Consider the following 19,868-nt stretch of genomic DNA (forward strand, 5'->3'; position numbering starts at 1 on the left):
CCTAGCGCTTGATCCCTTCGTAGTTATCCAGCGTATCCCGCGCAATCTCCCGCCCCAGCGCAATGAGCTCCGGCGCTTTGTAGAACTCGAAGAAGCGGCAGACCCGCTTTGGCACGTTGATCAGCACATCCGGTGGATACCCGGCGATCTTGTACTGCGCCAGTGACGTCTGCATCACCTCGAAGCTCTGGTTGATCAGGTCGAGCAGCGAGGCCGGCCCGACGTTGTCGATGATGAACGAGCCAGTCGCTGACTTGGGTGCGCCTTCACCCTCGGGCGCTGCGGCGGGTTGCTGGGCCTCGGGGTCGGCGGTGTCGGCCAGCCACGGGTTGGGCGGTGCCAGCCCCTCGGCGACGATCTCCTGCTCGATGCGAATCAGCTCTTCGGCAGGCTTGCGCCGAAACGGCAGGCGCGAGCCCAGGGAGCTGAGCAGGGCATCGAAGCGCATTTTGAAAGCGGCGGGCCGCTCGATTACCGGCAGCTGGTACTGTTTCTGGTTGGTCGCGTTAAGGTTGACCGCGATGATCAGGTCACAGTGGCTGGACACCACCGGTACGATCGGCAGAGGGTTGAGAATGCCCCCGTCGACCAGCATGCGATTGCCCTGCATCACCGGCGTGAAAAGGCTCGGTATCGCCGCCGAGGCACGCATGGCCTGATGCAGGCAGCCTTCCTGGAACCAGATTTCCTGCTGGTTGGTCAGGTCGGCCGCCACTGCCGTGTAAGGGATGCGCAGCTGCTCGATGTTCATGTCGCCGACGATCTTGCGGATCTGGCCGAACACCTTGTCACCGCGGATGGCGCCAAGGCGGAAACTGACATCGACCAGGCGCAGTACGTCCAGGTAGTCCAGGCTTTCGATCCAGTTGCGGTATTCCTCCAGTTTGCCTGCCGCGTAGATACCGCCAATCACTGCGCCCATGGAGCAGCCAGCAATGCAGGCGATGTCGTAGCCGCGCCGTTCGATTTCCTCGATCACGCCGATATGGGCATACCCACGAGCGCCTCCCGATCCCAACACCAATGCCACGCGTTTGCTCATGAGCGATCCCCGGCTTGTGCCACCATGGTTCTACAATGCACTCATCGCTGCCTGTGCTTCAATCCAGACGGCGCTGAACTACGCTAAGCAAAGCATATCGAGCCGGGCACTTTTCAGTTGCACTGGCGTCGAACAGCCACTGTTTTTTGACCTTTGAGGTACTACCGATGAAAGCCTGGATCTGCCTTCCACTGATTGCCCTGGCCCTTGCAGGCTGCGCGGGCAAGACGGCCTACCGTGAAAGCTGCGCGACTCAGCTCGATGCCGCCTGGAAGGAGCTGGACCTGGCCAAGGCCGAGGGCTTCGCCGGCACTGTCAGCTATTCCAAGGCGCTGTCGTTGCTGACGGGTGCCAAGACGCAGCAGCAGTTCGAGGGGTACGAAGGGTGCACCCACAAGTCCGAGAAGGCCCGCTTCTACATTCGTGAGTCGCGCGCCGGGCGTTGATCAAGGAGTGTCACATGTCAGCCATGCTCGATCATATCGTTGCCCAGTTGCTGACCTTGCAGGTGCGTCTGCTGGCCTGCCGTGAGCGCCTGGCTGCCAATACTGACAGCGAGGCGCTGCACGACTTGCGGACCAGCTTGCGGCGCCTGCGCAGCCTGTTGCGGCCGCTGCGGGGGCTGCCAGGAGTGGAGCAGCTGGAGGAGGCGGCGCGGTCGTTGGGGGCGCTGACCACGCCCCTGCGGGATCGAGAGGTGCTGGCTGCCGAGCTCATCAGGCGCGGCTATGCCGAAGCCGGGCAACGGCGCGTGGCAAGGTGGGACAGTGCATTCGCCAGTGTTGCCGCCAGCCCGCAGCTGACCCGGGTGCTGGCGATAGTCGATGTGTTCCCGCTGTTTCTGCGGGCAGCGGAGCGCGAGGGGCTGGCCAGGTCGCTGGTCAAGCGGGTCGACAAGCGCCTGGTCAAGCAATGGCACAAGCTGCACGAAGCCCTGCAGGACCCAGGCCATGATCGCCATCGTTTGCGCCTGCTGATCAAGCGGGTGCGGTACGGCGACGAGGCTTATCCGCAGCTCGACCATGCCGGCAAGAAGCTGCAGCGTCTGTTGAAGAAGGCCCAGGGCGATCTGGGTGATTGGCATGACCACCTGCAGTGGTTGCTGCAGGCCAAGGATCACCGGGACCTGGCGCCTTGCAAGGAAGGCTGGGAGCGGCAACTGCGCGACGCAGAGCGCAACGCCGACCTCACCCTCGATGCGCTGCAGGCTTCGCTCAAGCGACGTTAGCCCGGCAAATGACCGATATGCGGGCTGATCGGTCGGCGTTTGCTGGCTAGTATTGGCAAACCTTTCGCTGTAGGCAGGAGCCGGCCGATGAATTTCAACCAATTGCTCGACGCGGTGCGGGAAAACCCCGAGACGCTCAGCATTCCGCCCAGCTGGGCCCAGGGGCGCGCCGTGTTCGGCGGCCTGATGGCGGCCATGGTTTATGAGCGTATGCGTTTGAAGCTCGCCGATGATCGCCCGGTGCGCTCGTTGGCCATCAGCTTCGTCAGCCCGGCGGCAGCGGATGTGCCCATCCGTTTCGAGGTAGAAGTGCTGCGTGAGGGCAAGGCAGTCAGCACCTTGCTGGGCCGTGCCATTCAGAATGGCCAGGTGGTGACGCTGGTGCAGGGTAATTTTGGTGCGGGCCGACCATCGGTGATCAATGTTGCCGCTGCGCCCGCCGTGGCGATGACACCGCTTGAGCAAGCGGCTCCGGAGTTACCCTACATCAAGGGCGTCACCCCGGAGTTCATGCGCCATGTTGCGTTGCGCTGGACGGTCGGAGGCCTGCCGTTCAGTGGCAACCCGTCGCGCCACATGGGCGGCTGGGTGCGCCTGCGCGATGTTGCTGAAGAGCAGGTCAACGAGGCGCACCTGTTGGCGCTGGTGGACGCCTGGCCACCGAGCCTGATGCCGTTTCTCAAGCAGCCTGCCGCGGGCAGTACCTTGACCTGGACCATCGAATTCATCCAGCCGACGGCGAAACTATCAACGCTGGATTGGTGCTATTACCGTGTCGAGACCGAACATGCGCGCGATGGCTACGGCCATGCGGCGGCAGCATTGTGGAGTGCCGAAGGGGAGTTGCTGGCGCTGAGCCGGCAGACGGTCACGGTGTTCGCCTGATCATCAGCGCCGGTGCTTGTGCCGCTCGCGCCAGGCTCTCCACCAGGCGCCGCTGAGCACGAAGCGTGGAAAGGTGACGAACTGCTCGGTCAGCAGCCGCTGCACCGCGTCCTTGCGATTGGCGAACGGTTCAGGCTGCTCGGCTTCCAGGCGATGCCCTTGGCGCTGCAGGCCCAGGCCGGCAATCACGGCAATGACGCCGACGGCGATCTGGCCCAGGTCCAGGCCGAACAGGCCTGACAACACCAGCAGCGCACCAAGGATGAACAGCGGCACGGCAATCAGGTGCAACACCAGATTGGTCGGGTGCCGGTGATTGTGGTGGTAGCCACGCCATTGCCAGGCGTGCAGGTTGGGCAGTCGTTTGCTCATGGGCAGCTCCTCGCGCTTTTTCTTGCAGGCATGCCCAAAGCTTAGTGTGGCCCCGGTTACGGGGCCAATCGAGGCTGGCTATGGCGACTATAGCTTGAGCTGGCCAATCGCCTTGTTCAGCTCACCGGCCAGGGTCGCCAGGTGGCTGCTGGTGGTGGCCGAGTCGATGGTCTGCTGGACGGTCTCTTCGGTGACATCGCGGATGCTCACCACCGCGCGGTTCATCTCTTCGGCCACTTGGCTTTGCTGCTCCGCGGCGACGGCAATCTGTGTATTGCTCTCGCGCATCTGGGCAACCGCGCCGGTAATCTCGGCCAACGCCGCGCCAGCCTCCTGGGCCTGGCGGACGCAGTCGTCGGCCTTGTACGAACTCTCCTGCATGAACTCCACGGCGTCACGGGTGCCAGCCTGCAGGTCGGCGACCATGCGGGTGATTTCGTCAGTGGAGGTCTGCACGCGCTTGGCCAGGTTGCGCACCTCGTCGGCAACCACGGCAAATCCACGGCCCAGGTCACCTGCGCGGGCGGCCTCGATGGCGGCGTTGAGTGCCAGCAGGTTGGTCTGCTCGGCGATACTGTGAATGACCCCGACCACGCTGTTGATCTTCTGGCTGTCGTCGGCGAGCTGACGAATCATCTCGGCGGTTTGCTGAACGCCACTGGAAAGCCCGGAGATCGCGTCCTGCACCCGGCTGACCACGTCCTTGCCACTGCCGGCGAGGGTGTCGGCGGTCTGCGACAGGTCACGGGTGGCGCCAGCATGCTGGGCAATGTGGTGCACGGTGGCCGACATTTCATTGATTGCCGTGGCCGCCTGGTCGGTCTCGCTCTGTTGGCCGAGCATGCCATGGCGCACTTCGCTCATGCTTGCGGCCAGGCGTGCGGCACCGGAGTCCAGCTGCGCCGCAGTCTGGGCGACGGTGCTGACCACACGGTGGTAGGTGGCCTGCATGGCATTGAAGGCACCGGCCATCTGGCCGACTTCGTCGCCACAGGCCAGCGGGACGCGGGCCGACAGGTCGCCGGTCTTTTCCACGTGCAGCATCACGTCCTTGAGGGTGTTGAGCTGGCTGAGCAGGAAGCGGATCAGCAGCTGCGATGCGCCGAGCATCGCCAGCATCAGGATCAGCACGCAGAAGGCGTAGTTGCTGAAGCGGTCGAAAAACACCTGGCGCAGGCTTGGCGCTATGGCCATTACGGCCAGTTGCTGCGAACCATGGCGCAGCACCTGAGCGCCGCGCAGCGGGTTGTCGCCGAGGATCCAGGCCGTCGGCAAGGCTACCCAGCCTTGTGCAGTGGTCAAGGCTTCGAGGCTTTCACCCGCATAAGACGGGGTCTGGCCGGGCTGCCAGGTAATCAGGTTGGCCTGGCGCGGCAGGGCCTGACCGGTAGGCCAGGCCGCCAGCAGTTCGGCCTGGGCTTGCGCCTGGGCCTGCGCGGCCTCGGCACGGGCGCGTTGCTCAAGGTGCACCGCATAGAGCACCAGCAGCAATGTCGTGACAAAGGCCACCGCGTTGACGGCCCAGAATTTGTACTTCAGGGAAATATTGCTAAGCCAGGCACCCATGGGTAGGTCTTCTCTGAATTGAGCGGAAACATTATTGGCAAGGTGCCATCATTGTGCCCGCGCACTCGAGAAACGTTCATGACATGCGTCAAGGAAGCTGGAAGAAGGCTTTGGCCGCGGCAGTGGTGTGTTGGGCGCAGTGCTCGATGCGCTCGTTGCGATGCAGCGCCACTTCACGCAACACCTCGGTCAGGAATGCCGGCTCATTGCGGCCGTTTTTAGGCTTTGGCCGCAGGCTGCGTGGTAGCAGGTAGGGCGCGTCGCTCTCCAGCATCAGCCGGCCTTCGGCGATGTTGCCCACCAGCGGATGCAGGTGGGTGCCGCGACGCTCGTCGCAGATCCAGCCGGTGATGCCGATGTGCAGGTCCATGTCCAGGTAGGCGAACAAGGCTTCGCGCGCGCCGGTAAAGCAATGCACCACGGCAGCCGGCAGGTGGTCGCGGTAATCCTTGAGGATGGCCAGCAGGCGCTCGCTGGCATCGCGCTCATGCAGAAACACCGGCAAGCGCAGTTCCGCTGCCAGGGCCAGCTGGGCTTCCAGGGCCTTTTCCTGGAGGGGGCGAGGGGAGAAGTCACGGTTGAAATCCAGCCCGCATTCACCCACGGCCCGCACCCGGGATTCAGCCAGCAGCTGGCGCAGCTTCCGCTCGCTGTCGCCATCCCATGACTTGGCGTCGTGTGGGTGCACGCCAGCCGTGGCGAACAGGTGCTGGCCGTCGCCATCGAGCTGCTGACACAGCTCCAGCGCCTGCTCGCTGACCTCCAGGCTGGTGCCGGTCAGGACCATCTGTAGCACGCCGGCTTCGATGGCGCGCTCGACGATGGCGGCCTGCTGGTCGTGGAAACTGCTGTTGGTCAGGTTGACGCCGATATCGATCAGTTGCATGGTGCTACCTCGTGCCGCGGGGCGGCCAGCATAGCAAAAAGCGTGATATTCGGAAAAAACCAAGAACTTCAGGCAGTTGTCGTGGTCTTCTAGCGTCATTTCTCACGACCGCACGTTCCGCCATGGCTGCTGCCCACCGACCACGGACACGATTTCGCATGCTGCGATACCTGCTGACCCTGATGCTGATGCTCGGGCTGACCGCGGTCGGTCCGGCCTACGCACGGCTGCCAGGGCCACAGCAGCACGTGCCGGTGAACGGTGCCCGAGACTTGCAGCAGATCCGCAGTACCAAGGTGCTGCGGGTGCTGGTCAACCAGAGCCGCAACAGCTCCGGTGAGATCAAGGGTGAACCGGTGGGTATCGAGTATTACCGCCTGCGTGGCCTCGAGCACTACCTCAATGCCCGGGCCGGTGATGGCCAGCAGATCAGCCTGAAGATCATTCCACGGGCCAAGGAGCAGCTGCTGGGTGCCCTGCAGCGCGGTGAAGGTGACCTGGCCGCACCAGGCGAGTTGCTCGACCCGGCCCTGACCGGCGGTGTCAACAGCAGTGCGCCGGTGCTCGACCAAGTGCCGCTGCTGCTGGTCGGGCGCAAGGGGGAGCGCAGCTATACCCGCGCCGAACAGCTCTCCGGCCGTACGGTGGCCTTGACCAGCGCCAGCGCGGCCGGGGCGGTGATACAGCAGCTCAACCAGCAGCTGGCGCTGCGTAAACGGGCGCCGATCAAGATCGAATGGGTCGATGCGACGTTGGCGGTGGAAGACGTGCTGGAGATGGTCCAGGCCGGCATCTATCCGTTGACCATGGTGGAGCGCCCGATCGCCCAGCGCTGGGCCAGGGTCATGCCGAACCTGCGCCTGGACACCCGCGTGCAACTGGGGCAGGCGCAGGCCATGCGCTGGTATGTGCGGCGTGATGCGACGATGCTGTTGGCCGCGGTTGATCGCTTTCTCCAGGGGTACCATGCGCCGGAAAACCAGGATGCGGCCTTCGAACGCATCTACCGACGCCAGTACCGGGTACACAACCCGTTGGCCGGCAAAGACCGCCAGCGCCTGAACTCATTGCGCCCGGTGTTGCAGAAGCATGCCGAGGCGCAGCAGATCGACTGGCTGAACCTGGCGGCCCTGGCCTTCAAGGAATCCACCCTGAACCCTGCGGCGCGCGGCAGCGGCGGGGCGCACGGGCTGATGCAGATCACCCCGTCGGCTGCGCAACGGGTGGGGGTCAGCGACACTGGCTCGGTCGATGGCAATGTCCAGGCCAGTGCGCGCTACCTGGCGCTGCTCCGCCGCAAGTTCTTCGCCAGCCCGCAGATCAACGAGCGCGAGCGCATGGCGTTTGTGCTGGCGGCCTACAACCTCGGCCCGGAGCGGGTCCAGGCCATGCGCGCCGAGGCCCGCAAGCGCGGCCTCAACGGTAACCAATGGTTCTTCCAGACCGAGCGCATCGCCATGGAGCAGGTCGGCATGGGGCCGGTCAATTTCGTCAACAGCGTCAACAAGTACTTCCTGGCGTTCAGCCGCGAGCGCACGGCGCTGGAGCGTGTGGTCAGTCGCTGACCAACCGCCAGCCGAACGCATTTCAGCTTGGGGCTTGCAGCTTGCGGCTGGTCGCTCTAGCATACCGCCTGCGCCGATTTAAACAGCTACTTGCGGGGCGCGGGACTGGCACGCTCACCGGGTCGTCCGAAATACCGCTAAAGCGCTGGTTCGGTGACGCCTCCCACCGCTGCCCAGCGGGAGTCGCGAGGCGGAGAGAAACTCCATGAGTTGTCCACGTACCAGTGTCTGTTTGAGCCCGTTGCCTGCCGGCCAGGCTTCCCGCACACCGCGCATTCTGCTCGGTGGCCAGCATCAACCCACGCTCTTGCGCCAACTTGAAGGCTTGTCGCGCCGCAAGGGGCAGGCCCGCGCTTTTCTCATCCAGTTCGCCGAAGACGCATGCCGCCTGGAGCAGTTCGGCAACGATCGCTTCGACCTGGCGGTGATCCAGGCGCCAACCCGCGAGGACGCGGCCGAAGTGATTGGCCAGCTGACCCGCATCGCGCGCCAGGGCCTGATTACCCGACGCTGAGGAGCGCGCCGTTGAGCACCAACATCATCACCACGGAAGGTCACGAGGCCCTCAAGAAGGAGCTGGATCATCTGTGGCGGGTGTACCGCCCGGAAATCACCCAGAAAGTGGCCTGGGCCGCTTCGCTCGGCGATCGCAGCGAGAACGCCGACTACCAGTACAACAAGAAGCTGCTGCGCGAAATCGACCGCAGGGTCCGCTATCTGCGCAAGCGCCTCGAGGATGTAAAGGTGGTCGCCTACTCGCCGCAGCAGGAAGGCAAGGTCTTCTTCGGTGCCTGGGTCGAAATCGAAAACGATGACGGCGAGACCAAGAAGTTTCGTATTGTCGGGTATGACGAGATCTATGGGCGCAACGACTATATCTCCATCGACTCGCCAATGGCCCGGGCCCTGCTCAAGAAGGAGGAGGGCGACGAAGTGCTGGTGAACACCCCCACCGGTCAAGCGACCTGGTACGTGAACAGCATCCATTACGGGCAATGAATCAGTATTGCCTGTGCCGGCCTCTTCGAGGCGTCGAACCGCCGCGAAGAGACCGGCACTGTCGACATCAACTTTCCCGTAAAACCGCCAATGGGCTGGCATTCAGGGCTCGCTGAGTCCCGAGTACCCCGGCCCCGCCCACCAGCATCGCCCCGATCAGCGGCAACAGCAGCAGCCACGGATGCGGGCTCCACTGCAAGTCGAACGCATAACGATAAAGCACCAAGGTAATCAGCTCGCACCCCAGCGCCGCCAAGGCACCACTGGCCGCCCCCAGCAAACCGAACTCGATGCGCCGCGCCTTGACCAGCAAGGGGCGCGCGGCGCCCAGTGCCCGCAGCAAGGCGCCTTGGCGAATCCGCTCGTCCAGCGTCGCCTGCAACCCGGCGAACAATACGGCAAGCCCTGCCGCCAGCACGAACAGCAACACATACTCGACCGCCAGGGTGACCTGGGCGAGGATGCTGCGCAGTTGCTCGAGCAAGGCATCGACCTGCAGGATGGTCACTGCCGGGAACGCCCGCGACAGTGCCACCACGTCCAGATCATGGCCGGGGGCGAGGTAGAAGCTGGTCAGGTACGTGGTTGGCAGCCCCTGCAGGGTGCCCGGCTGGAAGATCATGTAGAAGTTCGGCTGAAAGCTGTCCCAGTGCACACTGCGCAGGCTGCTGACGCGCGCCTGGCGCTGCTCGCCACCAATGTCGAAGGTCAGCAGGTCGCCCAGTTGCAGCTTCAGGCTGGCAGCCAGTTCGGCCTCGACCGACACGCCTGGGGTTTCGTCGCCAGCAGGCAACGCCTGCCACCAGCTGCCTGCACTCAGCGCATTGCCCTCGGGCAGGTCGGCAGCCCAGGTCAGGCTGAGGTCCCGTTGTACCGCCCGCTCGCCGGCGGAATCCTTGCTGACGACCTGCTGCACCGGTTGATCGTTGATCTGAATCAGCCGGCCCGGTGTCACCGGATACAGCGGTGCCGAGCTGGCGTTCACCTCGCGCAGGCGCTGGGCGAACGGTTCGCGATCGGTAGGCAGGATGTTCAGGGCAAAGTGGTTGGGTGCGTCCTTGGGCAGTTGTGCCTGCCAGTTGTCGAGCAGTTCTGCCCGCAACAGCGCCACCACTGCCATTGCCAGGAGGATCAGGCCAAATGCCAGGGCTTGCCCGGCAGCGGCCATGGGGTGGCGCAGCAACTGGCCAAGGCCCAGGCGCCAGGCCAGTGGCGCGCCGGCGAGTGCCTTGCGCAGGCTCTGCAAACCGAGCAACAGCAGCCCGCCCAGCAGCAGCGCGGCGACCAGGCCACCGCCGAGCAGGGCGAAGGTCAATAGCAGGTCGAGGCTCAGGCGCCACATGATCAGGCCCAGGGCGAGCAGGGCGGCGCCATACACCAGCCAGCTGCTCGGTGGCACGGGCAGCAGATCACGGCGCAGCACGCGCAGCGGTGGCACCTGGCCGAGCGCGGCCAGCGGCGGCAAGGCAAAACCGGCCAGGGCGACCAGGCCGGTGGCGATGCCGGCCAGTGCCGGAAGCATGCCCCCGGCCGGCACTTCGCTGGGCAACAGGCCATGCAGCAGGCGGAACAGGCCCAGTTGCGCCAGCCAGCCGAGCAGGGCGCCAGCCAGTGCAGCGACCAGCCCGAGCATCGCCAGTTGCAGGCAATACAGCCCCAATGCCTGGTGCCGCGACAGCCCCAGGCAGCGCAGCAAGGCGCTGGCGTCCAGGCGCCGCGCAGCGTAGCGGCTGGCGGACAGCGCCACGGCGACACCTGCCAGCAGCACGGCCACCAGGCTAGCCATGTTCAGGTAGCGCTCGGCTTTGCCCAGGGCACCGCCGATCTGGCGGTTGCCATCGCGGGTGTCGAGCAGGCGCTGGTTGGCAGCAAGGTGCTTCGCCACGTGGTTGTGGTACTGCACGAGGGCTTCGGCATCGCCGCGCCAGAGGTCGCGGTAGGTAACCCGGCTGCCGGGCTGAATGACCCCGGTCGCTTGCAGGTCGGCCAGGTTCATCATCAGCCGGGGCGTCAGGCTATAGAAGTTGTTGGCGCGGTCCGGCTCGTAAGTCAGCACGCGGCTCATGCGCAAGGTCTTCATGCCGACGTCGATGTGGTCGCCGACTTTCAGCCCCAGCGCCGCGAGCAGGCGAGGTTCGACCCAGGCTTCTCCAGGGGCGGGGCCGCCTCCCGGGGTTTCCTCGGCATACGGGGCTGCGGCACTGCGTACCTGCCCGCGCAACGGGTAGGCGCCATCGACCGCCTTGATGCTGGAAAGCTGGATGCCGGCATCGCCGCCCACCACGCTGGTGAATTCGACGACCTGGGCATGCCGCAGGCCCAGCGCCTGGCCCGCGCTGAGCTGGTCTTCACGGGCCGCCGTGCTGCCTTGCAGTACCAGGTCGGCACCGAGGAATTCGCTGGCGCGCAGTTGCATCGCGCCATTCAGGCGGGCGCCGAAATAACCGATGGCGGTACTGGCGGCGACGGCCACCAGCAGGGCAAAGAACAGCACCCGCACTTCGCTGGCGCGGATGTCGCGCAGCAGCTGGCGCAGGGCCAGGCCGCACAGGCGAGACAGTGGCATGTGCTTCATCAGGCCTCCACCGGCGCCACCAGGCGGCCTGCGTCCAGGCGGATCTGGCGGCGGCAGCGCCGGGCCAGGCGCTCGTCATGGGTGACCAGCACCAGGGTGGTGCCGCGCTCCTTGTTCAGCTCGAACAGCAGGTCGCTGATGCGCTCGCCGGTGTGGCTGTCGAGGTTGCCGGTGGGTTCGTCGGCGAACAGCACTGCCGGTTGTGCGGCGAAGGCGCGAGCGATGGCGACACGCTGCTGCTCGCCACCGGAAAGCTGGCGTGGGGTGTGGGCCAGGCGCTTGCCCAGGCCGACCCGCTCCAGCAGGGTGCGGGCATGCTCGCGGGCGTCGCGCCGGCCGTCCAGCTCCAGCGGCAACATCACGTTCTCCAGGGCGTTGAGGCTGTCGAGCAGCTGGAACGACTGAAAGACGAAACCGACATGCTCGGCGCGTACCCTGGCGCGTTGGTCCTCGTCCAGCGGGCCGAGGTCGTGCCCGGCCAGAATGACCTGGCCGGCGCTGGGGCGATCGAGGCCGGCGAGCAGCCCGAGCAGGGTCGACTTGCCCGAGCCGGAGGCGCCGACGATGGCCAGGCTGTCGCCCTGGGCAAGGTCGAGGGAAAGGGCGTGGAGGATGGTCAGGTCACCTTCCGCGCTGGGGACCACTTTGCTAAGGTTCTGCGCAACGAGAATGCTGGGGCCCATGGAGAATCCGATGCGAATGTGGTGGTTGAGTGCCGGTCTGGCCCTGTATTGCCTGGCCCAGAGCGCGGCGGCGGGGACATTGCTGGTCGTCGGCGATAGTATCAGCGCCGGTTTTGGCCTGGATACCCGCCAGGGGTGGGTCTCTCTGTTGCAGACCCGGCTCAAGGACGAAGGTTTCGACGATCAGGTGGTCAACGCGTCGATCAGTGGCGACACCAGTGCAGGCGGCCAGGCCCGGCTGCCGGCGCTGCTTGCAGCGCACAAGCCGAGCCTGGTGGTGCTGGAGTTGGGGGGGAACGATGGCCTGCGCGGTCAGCCTCCGCAGCAATTGCAACAAAATCTTGCCTCGATGATCGAGAATGCCCATCAGGCAGGGGCCAAGGTGCTGCTGCTGGGCATGCGCCTGCCACCGAACTATGGCGTGCGCTATACCACGGCCTTCGCCAACGTCTATGAACAGCTGGCGACGGAAAAGCAGGTGGCGCTGGTGCCGTTCTTCCTCGAAGGGGTCGGTGGTGTGCCGGGAATGATGCAGGCCGATGGCATCCATCCGGCACAGGCTGCGCAGCAGCGGTTGCTGGAAAATGCCTGGCCCAAGATAAAACCCTTGCTGTGACGCTTTAAACGGGGCCGGCTTTCGGCTAATGTTGCGCCCCCCGTTTCGAGAGCCCCCGATGCCGCGCCCTGCCTGGTCCTTGTTTGCCTATCAACTGATCGAGCCTGATGAGCAGCTCGACCTGTTCGCTTGCCAGGAAATCCGCGTCCACCTCGTGGCCCGTCAGCTCGAACTCGGCGTGCCGGTCGACCGTACCTTGTGCGGTGGCCTGCTGCCGGCGCAACCGCGCTGGTCCGGTGTATCGCGCAGCATTTACCGTGACGGACGCCTGTGCGACCTGTGCCGGGCAATCCTCGATGCCCAGCGCCGCGGCATGCGGCCGGTCTGGCCCGAGCTCTGAGGTGAAGGGCAGGTACTAAACTGCGCGCACCTTTCATCATCTGAAACGCATGTAAGACGCCAATGCCTCCCGCTTGCAGCGAGGCGGGTGTACAATCGTGCTTCTTGACTACCTTTCGAAGGATTTACCGGATGTTGCCGCGCTTTCCCGCCGTCACCCGTTGCCTGTCCCTGGCCGCCCTGCTGGTAGCGGGCCCCGCTGCTGCGCTGGAACTGCCACTGCCACCGCCCGGTGAAGACGTCGTTGGCCAGGTCCAGACGATCAAGGCCAAGTACGAAGACACCTTTGCCGACATCGGCACTGCCAACGACCTCGGCTACCTGGAAATGATCGCTGCCAACCCGGGTGTCGACCCGTGGCTGCCGGGCGCTGGCACCGAAATCATCCTGCCGACCCGCTATATCCTGCCGCCGGGCCCGCGTGAAGGCATCGTCATCAACCTGGCCGAGTACCGTATGTACTACTACCCGAAAGGGCAGAACGTGGTGCATACCTTCCCGCTGGGCATCGGGCGCGAAGGCTGGGGTTCCCCGGTGGCCATGACCAAGATCACCGCGAAGACGCCGAACCCGACCTGGACGCCTCCCGCCTCGATCCGTGCCGAGCACGCCGCAGACGGTGACATCCTGCCGACCGTGGTGCCGGCTGGCCCTGACAACCCGCTGGGGCCGTTCAAGTTCACCCTGGGGGTGCCGGGCTACCTCATCCATGGTTCGAACAAGAAGTTCGGTATCGGCATGCGCACCAGCCATGGCTGCTTCCGCATGCTCAACAACAACGTGCTGGAACTGTCGAAGATGGTCCCGGTGGGCACGCCGGTGCGCATCATCAACGAGCCTTACAAGTTCGGCATCAGTGGCGGCAAGGTTTATCTCGAGGCCCATACGCCGCTGGACGATCATGGCAACCCGTCCGTGGTCGACAAGCACACGGCAGTCATCAATGCCTTGCTCAAGCGTGAAGACCTGGCCAACAACCTGCGCATGAACTGGGACATGGTACGTGACGTGGTGGCTGCAGAAGACGGCATGCCGGTGGAAATTGCCGTACCGGTCAATAACCAGGGCGCCGCACCGATGGTGTCGAGCATCCCACCCGAACTGCAGTAACGCTTTTGTAACACCTTCGGGCCCGCTCGGGTTAACAGCCTGATGCGGGCCTTTTGCTTTCCGCTGGAGACCTTTCCTTCAGGCAATAAAAAAGCCGACCCACAAGTGGGTCGGCTCCATAACAATCCGTGAGGATTATTACTTGCGGCTGGCTTTGTCCAGCATACGCAGAGCGCGCTCGTTGGCTTCGTCAGCGGTCTGCTGAGCCTTCTGAGCGGCTGCCAGTGCGTCGTCAGCCTTACGGTAGGCTTCGTCAGCACGAGCTTGAGCGCGAGCTGCTGCGTCTTCAGTCGCAGTCAGACGAGCTTCGGTTTCTTTGGATACGCTGCTGCAACCGGTAGCCAGAACTGCGGCCAGAGCCAGAGCAGAGAATTTCAGAACGTTGTTCATCGTGTTCCCCTTCAAGGACTTTCTATTAAATAGCCATCTCTCGGAAAAGAGAAACTGGCCGGCGTACATAGTACCCATTACTTGTAGTAAGTAAACTGACAGAGCGCAAGAACTGCAAAAAAAATGTTGCTATGGGTCACGCCGACAAGATTTGCCGGGGTTTTGTGAAAAAACCGTACAGCCGGTGCAACCGATTGTGCTACAGGAACTTTTTTGCTGAACTAGCGGTGACTTTAACTGTCTCCTGGCGTCTTAAGCACAACAACATCCGGTTGCTGTTCAGGGCGTGATTGCTGTTGCAGGGTGTGCAAGCTCCAGGCGTGGCCTGCTGCTACTTTTTAACGCTGATCACCTTGAGCAATCCCGCTTGCGGCGCCTACTATTTGTGAGTGCCCGACCCGGTCGAACAACTGCCGTCGGCGGATGGTCCAAGGGGCATGAGGTGGCGTTGAGGTTCCTCCGCCGGATAAACCACACGGTTAAGGTAAGGGTCTGCCAGAAAGGCCTGTGAGGAGTAGTGATGAGTGAAGCGCTGACCATCCACCATGACCAGGCCGGTCATCAGTTCGAAACCAACGTGGACGGTCATCGTGCCTACCTGACCTACATGGACCTGGGCAAGCAGACACTGGACATCTATCGCACTTTTGTGCCCAACGCTCTGCGTGGCCGCGGGATTGCAGCAGCGTTGACCGAGAAAGCCCTCGAGTATGCAGACCAGATGGGCTATACGGTGATTCCTTCCTGCTCCTATGTGGAGCGCTACATGGAGCGCCAGCAGCGCCATTCGAGCAAGGCCTGAACGGGCCAGCGACACCTGTAACAAAAGCGCCGGGCAATGCCCGGCGTTTTTCATCGCGCTTGACTCAACCGCGCTTGCGCTGTGGCAGCACGTCCTTGAGCTTGGCGTGCATGCTGCGCAGGGTCTTTTCAGTAGTCGACCAGTCGATGCAGGCATCGGTGATCGACACCCCGTACTGCAGTTCGTCGAGGTTTTTCGGGATCGACTGGCAGCCCCAGTTCAGGTGGCTCTCGACCATCAGGCCGATGATCGACTGGTTGCCTTCGAGGATCTGGTTGGCGACGTTCTCCATGACCAGCGGCTGCAGGGCCGGGTCCTTGTTGGAGTTGGCGTGGCTGCAGTCGACCATGATGTTGGCCTTGATCCTGGCCTTGGCCAGGTCCTGTTCGCACAGGGCGACACTGACCGAATCGTAGTTCGGCTTGCCATTGCCGCCACGCAGCACCACGTGGCCATACGGGTTGCCCTTGGTGGTCACGATCGATACGCCACCTTCCTGGTTGATACCGAGGAAGCGGTGCGGTTTGGACACCGACTGCAGGGCGTTGATGGCCACGGTCAAACCGCCATCGGTGCCGTTCTTGAAGCCGACCGCCGATGACAGGCCCGAGGCCATCTCGCGGTGGGTTTGCGATTCGGTGGTGCGGGCGCCGATGGCCGACCAGCTGATCAGGTCCTGCAGGTACTGCGGGGAGATCGGGTCGAGTGCTTCGGTAGCGGTCGGCAGGCCCATTTCGGCCAGGTCCAGCAGCAACTGGCGGCCAATGTGCAGGCCGTCCTGGATCTTGAACGAGTCATCCAGGTAGGGATCGTTGATCAGGCCTTTCCAGCCAACGGTGGTGCGTGGTTTTTCAAAGTACACGCGCATGACCAGGTACAGCGTGTCGGACACTTCCTCGGCCAGCACCTTCAGGCGCTCGGCATATTCGTGAGCGGCCTTGATGTCATGGATGGAGCAGGGGCCGACTACCACGAACAGGCGATGGTCCTTGCCGTCGAGGATATTGCGCACCACTTCGCGGCCGGCAGTCACAGTCTGCAGGGCCTTGGCGCTGAGGGGGATCTCCTTCTTGAGCTGATCGGGGGTGATCAAGGTCTCGTTGGAGGCAACGTTAAGGTCGTCGATCGGTAAATCAGCCATCGTGTTACTCGTCAGGTCACGGGTGCCGGCCGCCAGCAATCCCCGTGCGGCCCAGCAGCAATAATGTTCGCAGCGGGGAGCCGAACCTTAGCGCGTTACAGGGGGCGCGACAATGGGATTTGGCACGCGCTGACACACTTGTGTGCGCCTGCAAGGCCCTGAAGGGTGTAAAAAAGCGAACCAACCTACTCAGGAGATTTCCATGGCTATTCGCAAACCACGCATCGGCATCATTGGCAGCGGTGCTATCGGTGGCTTCTATGGGCTGATGCTGGCGCGCGCTGGTTTCGATGTGCATTTTCTGCTGCGCAGCGAATATGACGTGGTGCGCGAACGGGGCCTGAAGCTGGAGCATGCCGTGCATGGCATGTTGCAGATGCAGGTCAATGCCTACGCCAGCGCTGCCGACATGCCGCCCTGCGACTGGCTGCTGGTGGGTGCCAAGTCAACCAGCAACGTCGAGCTCGCACCGCTGATCGTCCAGGCCGCCACAGCCGATGCCAAGGTGGTGCTGTTGCAGAATGGCCTGGGCGTGGAGGAGCAGTTGAGGGTGGCCTTGCCGGGTAACCTGCACCTGCTCGGCGGCTTGTGTTTCATCTGCGTCAACCGCCAGGCCCCGGGGGTGATCCGCCACCAGGCGCTGGGTGCGGTCAACCTCGGTTACCACAGTGGGCCGGCCGAAGATGGCGGTGCGGCGATCGTGGCGGCGGGCGCCGGGCTGTTCCGTGCGGCGAGCGTCGAATCCCAGCCGATGGCCAACCTGGCTCAGGCGCGCTGGCAGAAACTGGTATGGAACGTGCCGTACAACGGCCTTTCGGTATTGTTGGGGGCCAGCACCGCGCCGCTGATGGCCGCTGACGAGAGTCGCGACCTGATCCAGGCGCTGATGGCTGAAGTGGTGCAAGGCGCTGCCGCATGCGGGTATGAGCTGCCAGCGGGCTATGCTGAGCAACTGTTCCGCATGACCGAGCAGATGCCTGATTACTGGCCGAGCATGTACCACGACCATGCCCAGCAACGCCCGCTGGAACTGCAGGCGATCTATGCCGAGCCGATTGCTCGTGCAGGGGCGGCCGGCTGCAGTCTGCCGCGGATGCAAATGTTGTATCAGGCCCTGGCCTTCATCGATCGCGCCAACCGAGCTGGCTGATGCTCTGCAGGCCGCATCGGCAGTACGCCGGACGGCAGAGCGCGGGTCCGGTGCACTGCTAAGCTGAAGCTTGCTCTGCCGCCACGGCAGTCGAGGAGGTCGAATGATCCGCTCCATGCTGTACGCCACCGACCTCGGTGTCTACGCACCTTTTGTCATGCAGCACGCCCTGACCCTGGCTCGGGCCTTCAACGCAGAACTCTATGTGATTCACGCGGTGGAGCCCATGGGCCAGTTCGCTGAGTCGCTGCTGCAGAGTTACCTCGATGAGCAGACACTGGATGCATTGCACAGTGAAGGCGTCAACACGGTGATGGCCAATATCGAACAGCGGGTGCTGGAGAACTTTCGTGACGAATTGGGCGAGGATGCTGACTTGGCGCTGATCAGGGCGGTGCGGGTGCGTCAGGGTGACCCGGCACAGGTCATCCTTGACCAGGCGCAGCGGCTGAGCGTCGACCTGTTGATCTTCGGCAGCCACAGTGCCGGTGCCGGGGTGGATGTGCCGATTGGGAGGACGGCGGTGCGTCTGCTGCAACTGTCGCCGGTGCCGGTGTACATGGTGCCGCTCTCGCAGCACTTAGGGCGTAGGAAATCGTGAAGCTGGCTGTAGTCTGTTTCGGAGGCGCGTGTAACAAAATAGTTCTAGTTTTATTTCGAGAACCACTAATATAGTTATATCTCGTCGCTGCCTGCTGCCGCTGACTTACCGCCGATTCGAGGGAAACCTATGAAGCTTCAACAACTGCGCTACATCTGGGAAGTGGCGCACCATGACCTCAACGTCTCCGCGACGGCGCAGAGTCTGTATACCTCACAGCCGGGCATCAGCAAGCAGATCCGCCTGCTCGAGGACGAACTGGGTGTTGAAGTCTTTGCCCGCAGCGGCAAGCACCTGACCCGGGTGACCCCGGCCGGTGAGCGCATCATCAACACCGCTGGTGAGATCTTGCGCAAGGTCGAGAGCATCAAGCAGATCGCCCAGGAATTCTCCAACGAGAAGAAGGGCACGCTGTCCATCGCGACCACCCACACCCAGGCCCGCTATGCGCTGCCGCCGGTGATCAGCAGCTTCATCAAGCAGTACCCGGAAGTCGCCCTGCACATGCACCAGGGCTCACCGATGCAGATCGCGGAAATGGCCGCCGACGGCACCGTCGATTTCGCCATTGCCACCGAGGCGCTGGAGTTGTTCGGCGACCTGATCATGATGCCGTGCTACAAGTGGAACCGTTGCGTGGTCGTACCGCAAGGTCACCCGCTGGCCAAGCTGCCGAAGCTGACCCTGGAAGCGGTTGCCGAATACCCGATCGTCACCTATGTGTTCGGCTTCACCGGCCGTTCGAAGCTGGACGAAGCCTTCAATCACCGCGGCCTGACGCCGAAGGTGGTGTTCACCGCGGCTGACGCCGACGTGATCAAGACTTATGTGCGCCTTGGGCTGGGCGTGGGCATCGTGGCCAAAATGGCGGTCGACACCAAGCTCGACAGCGACCTGGTGGCATTGGATGCCAGCGAGCTGTTCGAAGCCAGCATCACCAAGATCGGCTTCCGTCGTGGCACCTTCCTGCGCGGCTTCATGTGCGACTTCATCGAGAAGTTCGCACCGCACCTGACCCGTGAAGTGATGGCCAAGGCCATCCAGTGCCACAACAAGCAGGAACTCGAAGAGCTGTTCGAGGGCGTCGAGCTGCCGGTGCACTGAGTGCACCAGGCATGAAAAAACCGGCCCGATGGCCGGTTTTTCTTTACCTGCGAATCAGGCCTTGCTGATCAGGTTGCCGGCATGCAGCCCGCATTCCTTCTGGGTCGACTCTTCCCACCACCAGCGGCCTTCGCGCTCGTGCTGGTTTGGCAGCACCGGGCGCGTGCAAGGCTCGCAACCGATGCTGATGAAGCCGCGCTCATGCAGGCTGTTGTACGGCAATTCGAGCATGCGGATGTAACCCCACACTTCCTCGCTGGTCATCTGCGCCAGCGGGTTGAACTTGTAGAGGGTGCGTTCAGGGGTGGAGAAGGCAGCGTCGATCTCCAGTGCTGCCACCTGGCTGCGGGTGCCCGGGCTCTGGTCACGGCGCTGACCGGTGGCCCAGGCGCTGACGGTGGCAAGCTTGCGCCGCAGCGGTTCGATCTTGCGGATGCCACAGCATTCGCCGTGGCCATCCTTGTAGAAGCTGAACAGGCCTTTTTCCTTGACGAACGGGTCGAGCCTGGCGCGATCCGGGCTGAGGATTTCGATCGGCAGGTTGTAATGCTCGCGCACCTGGTCGATGAAGCGGTAGGTCTCCGGATGCAGGCGGCCGGTGTCGAGGCTGAACACCTTGACCTGCTTGTTCAGCTTCCAGGCCATGTCGACCAGCACCACATCCTCGGCGCCGCTGAAGGAGATCCACAGGTCATCGCCAAAGTGCTCGAAGGCGAGCTTGAGGATGTCCTGCGGGGACTTGTTGGCATAGGTCGCGGCCAGGGCGGCGACGTCGAAGGGTTGGCTCATCAGGCGGTTTCCATCTTGGCTGTGG

Annotated in this window: 22 protein-coding genes; 13 read left to right on the top strand and 9 right to left on the bottom strand. The window is 63.5% G+C overall.

The features are described from left to right. Window position 1: 1 nt before the first annotated feature. On the bottom strand, window positions 2-1,042 hold the full coding sequence (locus HU738_RS02650) for a patatin-like phospholipase family protein (RefSeq protein WP_176507442.1): 1,041 nt from the start codon (window positions 1,040-1,042) through the stop codon (window positions 2-4). A gap of 167 nt (window positions 1,043-1,209) precedes the next feature. Between HU738_RS02650 and HU738_RS02655 the strand changes: the two genes are divergently transcribed. The 3 genes from HU738_RS02655 (at window position 1,210) to HU738_RS02665 (ending at window position 3,155) form a co-directional block, all read left to right on the top strand. Continuing rightward, a complete protein-coding gene (locus HU738_RS02655; protein ID WP_054883555.1) occupies window positions 1,210-1,488 on the top strand; it encodes a hypothetical protein in 279 nt (92 codons plus the stop codon). 14 nt (window positions 1,489-1,502) lie between these two features. Next, on the top strand, window positions 1,503-2,270 hold the full coding sequence (locus HU738_RS02660; protein ID WP_186600895.1) for a CHAD domain-containing protein: 768 nt from the start codon (window positions 1,503-1,505) through the stop codon (window positions 2,268-2,270). 87 nt (window positions 2,271-2,357) lie between these two features. After that, window positions 2,358-3,155 carry an acyl-CoA thioesterase gene (locus HU738_RS02665; RefSeq protein WP_186600896.1) on the top strand — a complete coding sequence of 266 codons (798 nt, stop codon included), beginning with the start codon at window positions 2,358-2,360 and terminating at the stop codon, window positions 3,153-3,155. Between the two features lie 3 nt (window positions 3,156-3,158). Here HU738_RS02665 and HU738_RS02670 read toward each other — a convergent pair whose 3' ends face one another. From HU738_RS02670 to HU738_RS02680, 3 genes are all read right to left on the bottom strand, one after another. Then, a complete protein-coding gene (locus HU738_RS02670; protein WP_176507445.1) occupies window positions 3,159-3,527 on the bottom strand; it encodes an Mpo1-like protein in 369 nt (122 codons plus the stop codon). Window positions 3,528-3,614: 87 nt separating this feature from the next. After that, entirely contained in the window at window positions 3,615-5,093 is a 1,479-nt protein-coding gene (locus HU738_RS02675) for a methyl-accepting chemotaxis protein (RefSeq protein ID WP_186600897.1), read from the bottom strand. An 88-nt stretch (window positions 5,094-5,181) separates the two neighbouring features. Continuing rightward, the gene (locus HU738_RS02680; protein WP_186600898.1) at window positions 5,182-5,979 is read right to left on the bottom strand and encodes a TatD family hydrolase; all 798 of its coding nucleotides are present in this window, start codon (window positions 5,977-5,979) and stop codon (window positions 5,182-5,184) included. Between the two features lie 158 nt (window positions 5,980-6,137). On the opposite strand from HU738_RS02680, the gene HU738_RS02685 reads away from it, so the two are divergent. From HU738_RS02685 to greB, 3 genes are all read left to right on the top strand, one after another. Further along, on the top strand, window positions 6,138-7,544 hold the full coding sequence (locus HU738_RS02685; protein ID WP_186600899.1) for an MltF family protein: 1,407 nt from the start codon (window positions 6,138-6,140) through the stop codon (window positions 7,542-7,544). 205 nt (window positions 7,545-7,749) lie between these two features. Beyond that, entirely contained in the window at window positions 7,750-8,058 is a 309-nt protein-coding gene (locus HU738_RS02690; protein WP_054883562.1) for a hypothetical protein, read from the top strand. Window positions 8,059-8,069: 11 nt separating this feature from the next. Next, entirely contained in the window at window positions 8,070-8,543 is a 474-nt protein-coding gene (gene greB, locus HU738_RS02695; RefSeq protein ID WP_054883563.1) for a transcription elongation factor GreB, read from the top strand. Between the two features lie 67 nt (window positions 8,544-8,610). Here the strand turns inward: greB and HU738_RS02700 are convergent, their stop codons facing one another. Continuing rightward, window positions 8,611-11,118: an ABC transporter permease gene (locus HU738_RS02700; protein WP_186600900.1), complete on the bottom strand. Its 2,508-nt coding sequence runs from the start codon at window positions 11,116-11,118 to the stop codon at window positions 8,611-8,613. After that, complete coding sequence (locus HU738_RS02705; RefSeq protein WP_103448154.1) at window positions 11,118-11,801, bottom strand: ABC transporter ATP-binding protein; 684 nt, start codon at window positions 11,799-11,801, stop codon at window positions 11,118-11,120. Before HU738_RS02705 ends, HU738_RS02700 begins: the two co-directional genes overlap by 1 nt. A 10-nt stretch (window positions 11,802-11,811) precedes the next feature. Between HU738_RS02705 and HU738_RS02710 the strand changes: the two genes are divergently transcribed. From HU738_RS02710 to HU738_RS02720, 3 genes are all read left to right on the top strand, one after another. Beyond that, window positions 11,812-12,417, top strand: coding sequence for an arylesterase (locus tag HU738_RS02710; RefSeq protein WP_176507453.1), 606 nt, complete (start codon window positions 11,812-11,814; stop codon window positions 12,415-12,417). A 58-nt stretch (window positions 12,418-12,475) separates the two neighbouring features. Continuing rightward, window positions 12,476-12,757, top strand: coding sequence for a hypothetical protein (locus tag HU738_RS02715; RefSeq protein WP_054883567.1), 282 nt, complete (start codon window positions 12,476-12,478; stop codon window positions 12,755-12,757). Window positions 12,758-12,888: 131 nt separating this feature from the next. Then, window positions 12,889-13,866 carry a L,D-transpeptidase family protein gene (locus tag HU738_RS02720; protein ID WP_054883568.1) on the top strand — a complete coding sequence of 326 codons (978 nt, stop codon included), beginning with the start codon at window positions 12,889-12,891 and terminating at the stop codon, window positions 13,864-13,866. Between the two features lie 138 nt (window positions 13,867-14,004). On the opposite strand, the gene oprI is transcribed toward HU738_RS02720, so the two are convergent. Beyond that, the gene (gene oprI / locus HU738_RS02725) at window positions 14,005-14,256 is read right to left on the bottom strand and encodes an outer membrane lipoprotei OprI (protein ID WP_003259780.1); all 252 of its coding nucleotides are present in this window, start codon (window positions 14,254-14,256) and stop codon (window positions 14,005-14,007) included. Between the two features lie 520 nt (window positions 14,257-14,776). On the opposite strand from oprI, the gene HU738_RS02730 reads away from it, so the two are divergent. After that, window positions 14,777-15,058, top strand: a complete 282-nt coding sequence (locus HU738_RS02730; RefSeq protein WP_008095521.1) for a GNAT family N-acetyltransferase — start codon at window positions 14,777-14,779, stop codon at window positions 15,056-15,058. Between the two features lie 64 nt (window positions 15,059-15,122). On the opposite strand, the gene HU738_RS02735 is transcribed toward HU738_RS02730, so the two are convergent. After that, window positions 15,123-16,199, bottom strand: a complete 1,077-nt coding sequence (locus tag HU738_RS02735) for a 3-deoxy-7-phosphoheptulonate synthase (RefSeq protein WP_054883569.1) — start codon at window positions 16,197-16,199, stop codon at window positions 15,123-15,125. Between the two features lie 202 nt (window positions 16,200-16,401). On the opposite strand from HU738_RS02735, the gene HU738_RS02740 reads away from it, so the two are divergent. From HU738_RS02740 to cysB, 3 genes are all read left to right on the top strand, one after another. After that, window positions 16,402-17,349 (top strand): putative 2-dehydropantoate 2-reductase, encoded by a 948-nt coding sequence (locus HU738_RS02740; RefSeq protein WP_186600901.1) that lies wholly within the window; start codon window positions 16,402-16,404, stop codon window positions 17,347-17,349. Window positions 17,350-17,452: 103 nt separating this feature from the next. Further along, window positions 17,453-17,950 carry a universal stress protein gene (locus HU738_RS02745; RefSeq protein ID WP_054883571.1) on the top strand — a complete coding sequence of 166 codons (498 nt, stop codon included), beginning with the start codon at window positions 17,453-17,455 and terminating at the stop codon, window positions 17,948-17,950. 129 nt (window positions 17,951-18,079) lie between these two features. Next, window positions 18,080-19,054 carry an HTH-type transcriptional regulator CysB gene (gene cysB, locus HU738_RS02750; RefSeq protein WP_176507456.1) on the top strand — a complete coding sequence of 325 codons (975 nt, stop codon included), beginning with the start codon at window positions 18,080-18,082 and terminating at the stop codon, window positions 19,052-19,054. A gap of 54 nt (window positions 19,055-19,108) precedes the next feature. Here the strand turns inward: cysB and HU738_RS02755 are convergent, their stop codons facing one another. After that, window positions 19,109-19,843, bottom strand: a complete 735-nt coding sequence (locus tag HU738_RS02755) for a phosphoadenylyl-sulfate reductase (protein ID WP_186600902.1) — start codon at window positions 19,841-19,843, stop codon at window positions 19,109-19,111. Between the last annotated feature and the right edge of the window lie 25 nt (window positions 19,844-19,868).

It is taken from the genome of Pseudomonas vlassakiae, assembly GCF_014269035.2.
In the GTDB taxonomy this organism is placed as follows: Bacteria; Pseudomonadota; Gammaproteobacteria; order Pseudomonadales; family Pseudomonadaceae; genus Aquipseudomonas; species Aquipseudomonas vlassakiae.

Excerpts from the sequence above, each read along its gene's own strand:
- HU738_RS02650 (WP_176507442.1), bottom strand. The coding sequence starts at position 1,042 with ATGAGCAAACGCGTGGCATTGGTGTTGGGATCGGGAGGCGCTCGTGGG.
- HU738_RS02655 (WP_054883555.1), top strand. The coding sequence starts at position 1,210 with ATGAAAGCCTGGATCTGCCTTCCACTGATTGCCCTGGCCCTTGCAGGC.
- HU738_RS02660 (WP_186600895.1), top strand. The coding sequence starts at position 1,503 with ATGTCAGCCATGCTCGATCATATCGTTGCCCAGTTGCTGACCTTGCAG.
- HU738_RS02665 (WP_186600896.1), top strand. The coding sequence starts at position 2,358 with ATGAATTTCAACCAATTGCTCGACGCGGTGCGGGAAAACCCCGAGACG.
- HU738_RS02670 (WP_176507445.1), bottom strand. The coding sequence starts at position 3,527 with ATGAGCAAACGACTGCCCAACCTGCACGCCTGGCAATGGCGTGGCTAC.
- HU738_RS02675 (WP_186600897.1), bottom strand. The coding sequence starts at position 5,093 with ATGGGTGCCTGGCTTAGCAATATTTCCCTGAAGTACAAATTCTGGGCC.
- HU738_RS02680 (WP_186600898.1), bottom strand. The coding sequence starts at position 5,979 with ATGCAACTGATCGATATCGGCGTCAACCTGACCAACAGCAGTTTCCAC.
- HU738_RS02685 (WP_186600899.1), top strand. The coding sequence starts at position 6,138 with ATGCTGCGATACCTGCTGACCCTGATGCTGATGCTCGGGCTGACCGCG.
- HU738_RS02690 (WP_054883562.1), top strand. The coding sequence starts at position 7,750 with ATGAGTTGTCCACGTACCAGTGTCTGTTTGAGCCCGTTGCCTGCCGGC.
- HU738_RS02700 (WP_186600900.1), bottom strand. The coding sequence starts at position 11,118 with ATGAAGCACATGCCACTGTCTCGCCTGTGCGGCCTGGCCCTGCGCCAG.
- HU738_RS02705 (WP_103448154.1), bottom strand. The coding sequence starts at position 11,801 with ATGGGCCCCAGCATTCTCGTTGCGCAGAACCTTAGCAAAGTGGTCCCC.
- HU738_RS02710 (WP_176507453.1), top strand. The coding sequence starts at position 11,812 with ATGCGAATGTGGTGGTTGAGTGCCGGTCTGGCCCTGTATTGCCTGGCC.
- HU738_RS02715 (WP_054883567.1), top strand. The coding sequence starts at position 12,476 with ATGCCGCGCCCTGCCTGGTCCTTGTTTGCCTATCAACTGATCGAGCCT.
- HU738_RS02720 (WP_054883568.1), top strand. The coding sequence starts at position 12,889 with ATGTTGCCGCGCTTTCCCGCCGTCACCCGTTGCCTGTCCCTGGCCGCC.
- oprI (WP_003259780.1), bottom strand. The coding sequence starts at position 14,256 with ATGAACAACGTTCTGAAATTCTCTGCTCTGGCTCTGGCCGCAGTTCTG.
- HU738_RS02730 (WP_008095521.1), top strand. The coding sequence starts at position 14,777 with ATGAGTGAAGCGCTGACCATCCACCATGACCAGGCCGGTCATCAGTTC.
- HU738_RS02735 (WP_054883569.1), bottom strand. The coding sequence starts at position 16,199 with ATGGCTGATTTACCGATCGACGACCTTAACGTTGCCTCCAACGAGACC.
- HU738_RS02740 (WP_186600901.1), top strand. The coding sequence starts at position 16,402 with ATGGCTATTCGCAAACCACGCATCGGCATCATTGGCAGCGGTGCTATC.
- HU738_RS02745 (WP_054883571.1), top strand. The coding sequence starts at position 17,453 with ATGATCCGCTCCATGCTGTACGCCACCGACCTCGGTGTCTACGCACCT.
- cysB (WP_176507456.1), top strand. The coding sequence starts at position 18,080 with ATGAAGCTTCAACAACTGCGCTACATCTGGGAAGTGGCGCACCATGAC.
- HU738_RS02755 (WP_186600902.1), bottom strand. The coding sequence starts at position 19,843 with ATGAGCCAACCCTTCGACGTCGCCGCCCTGGCCGCGACCTATGCCAAC.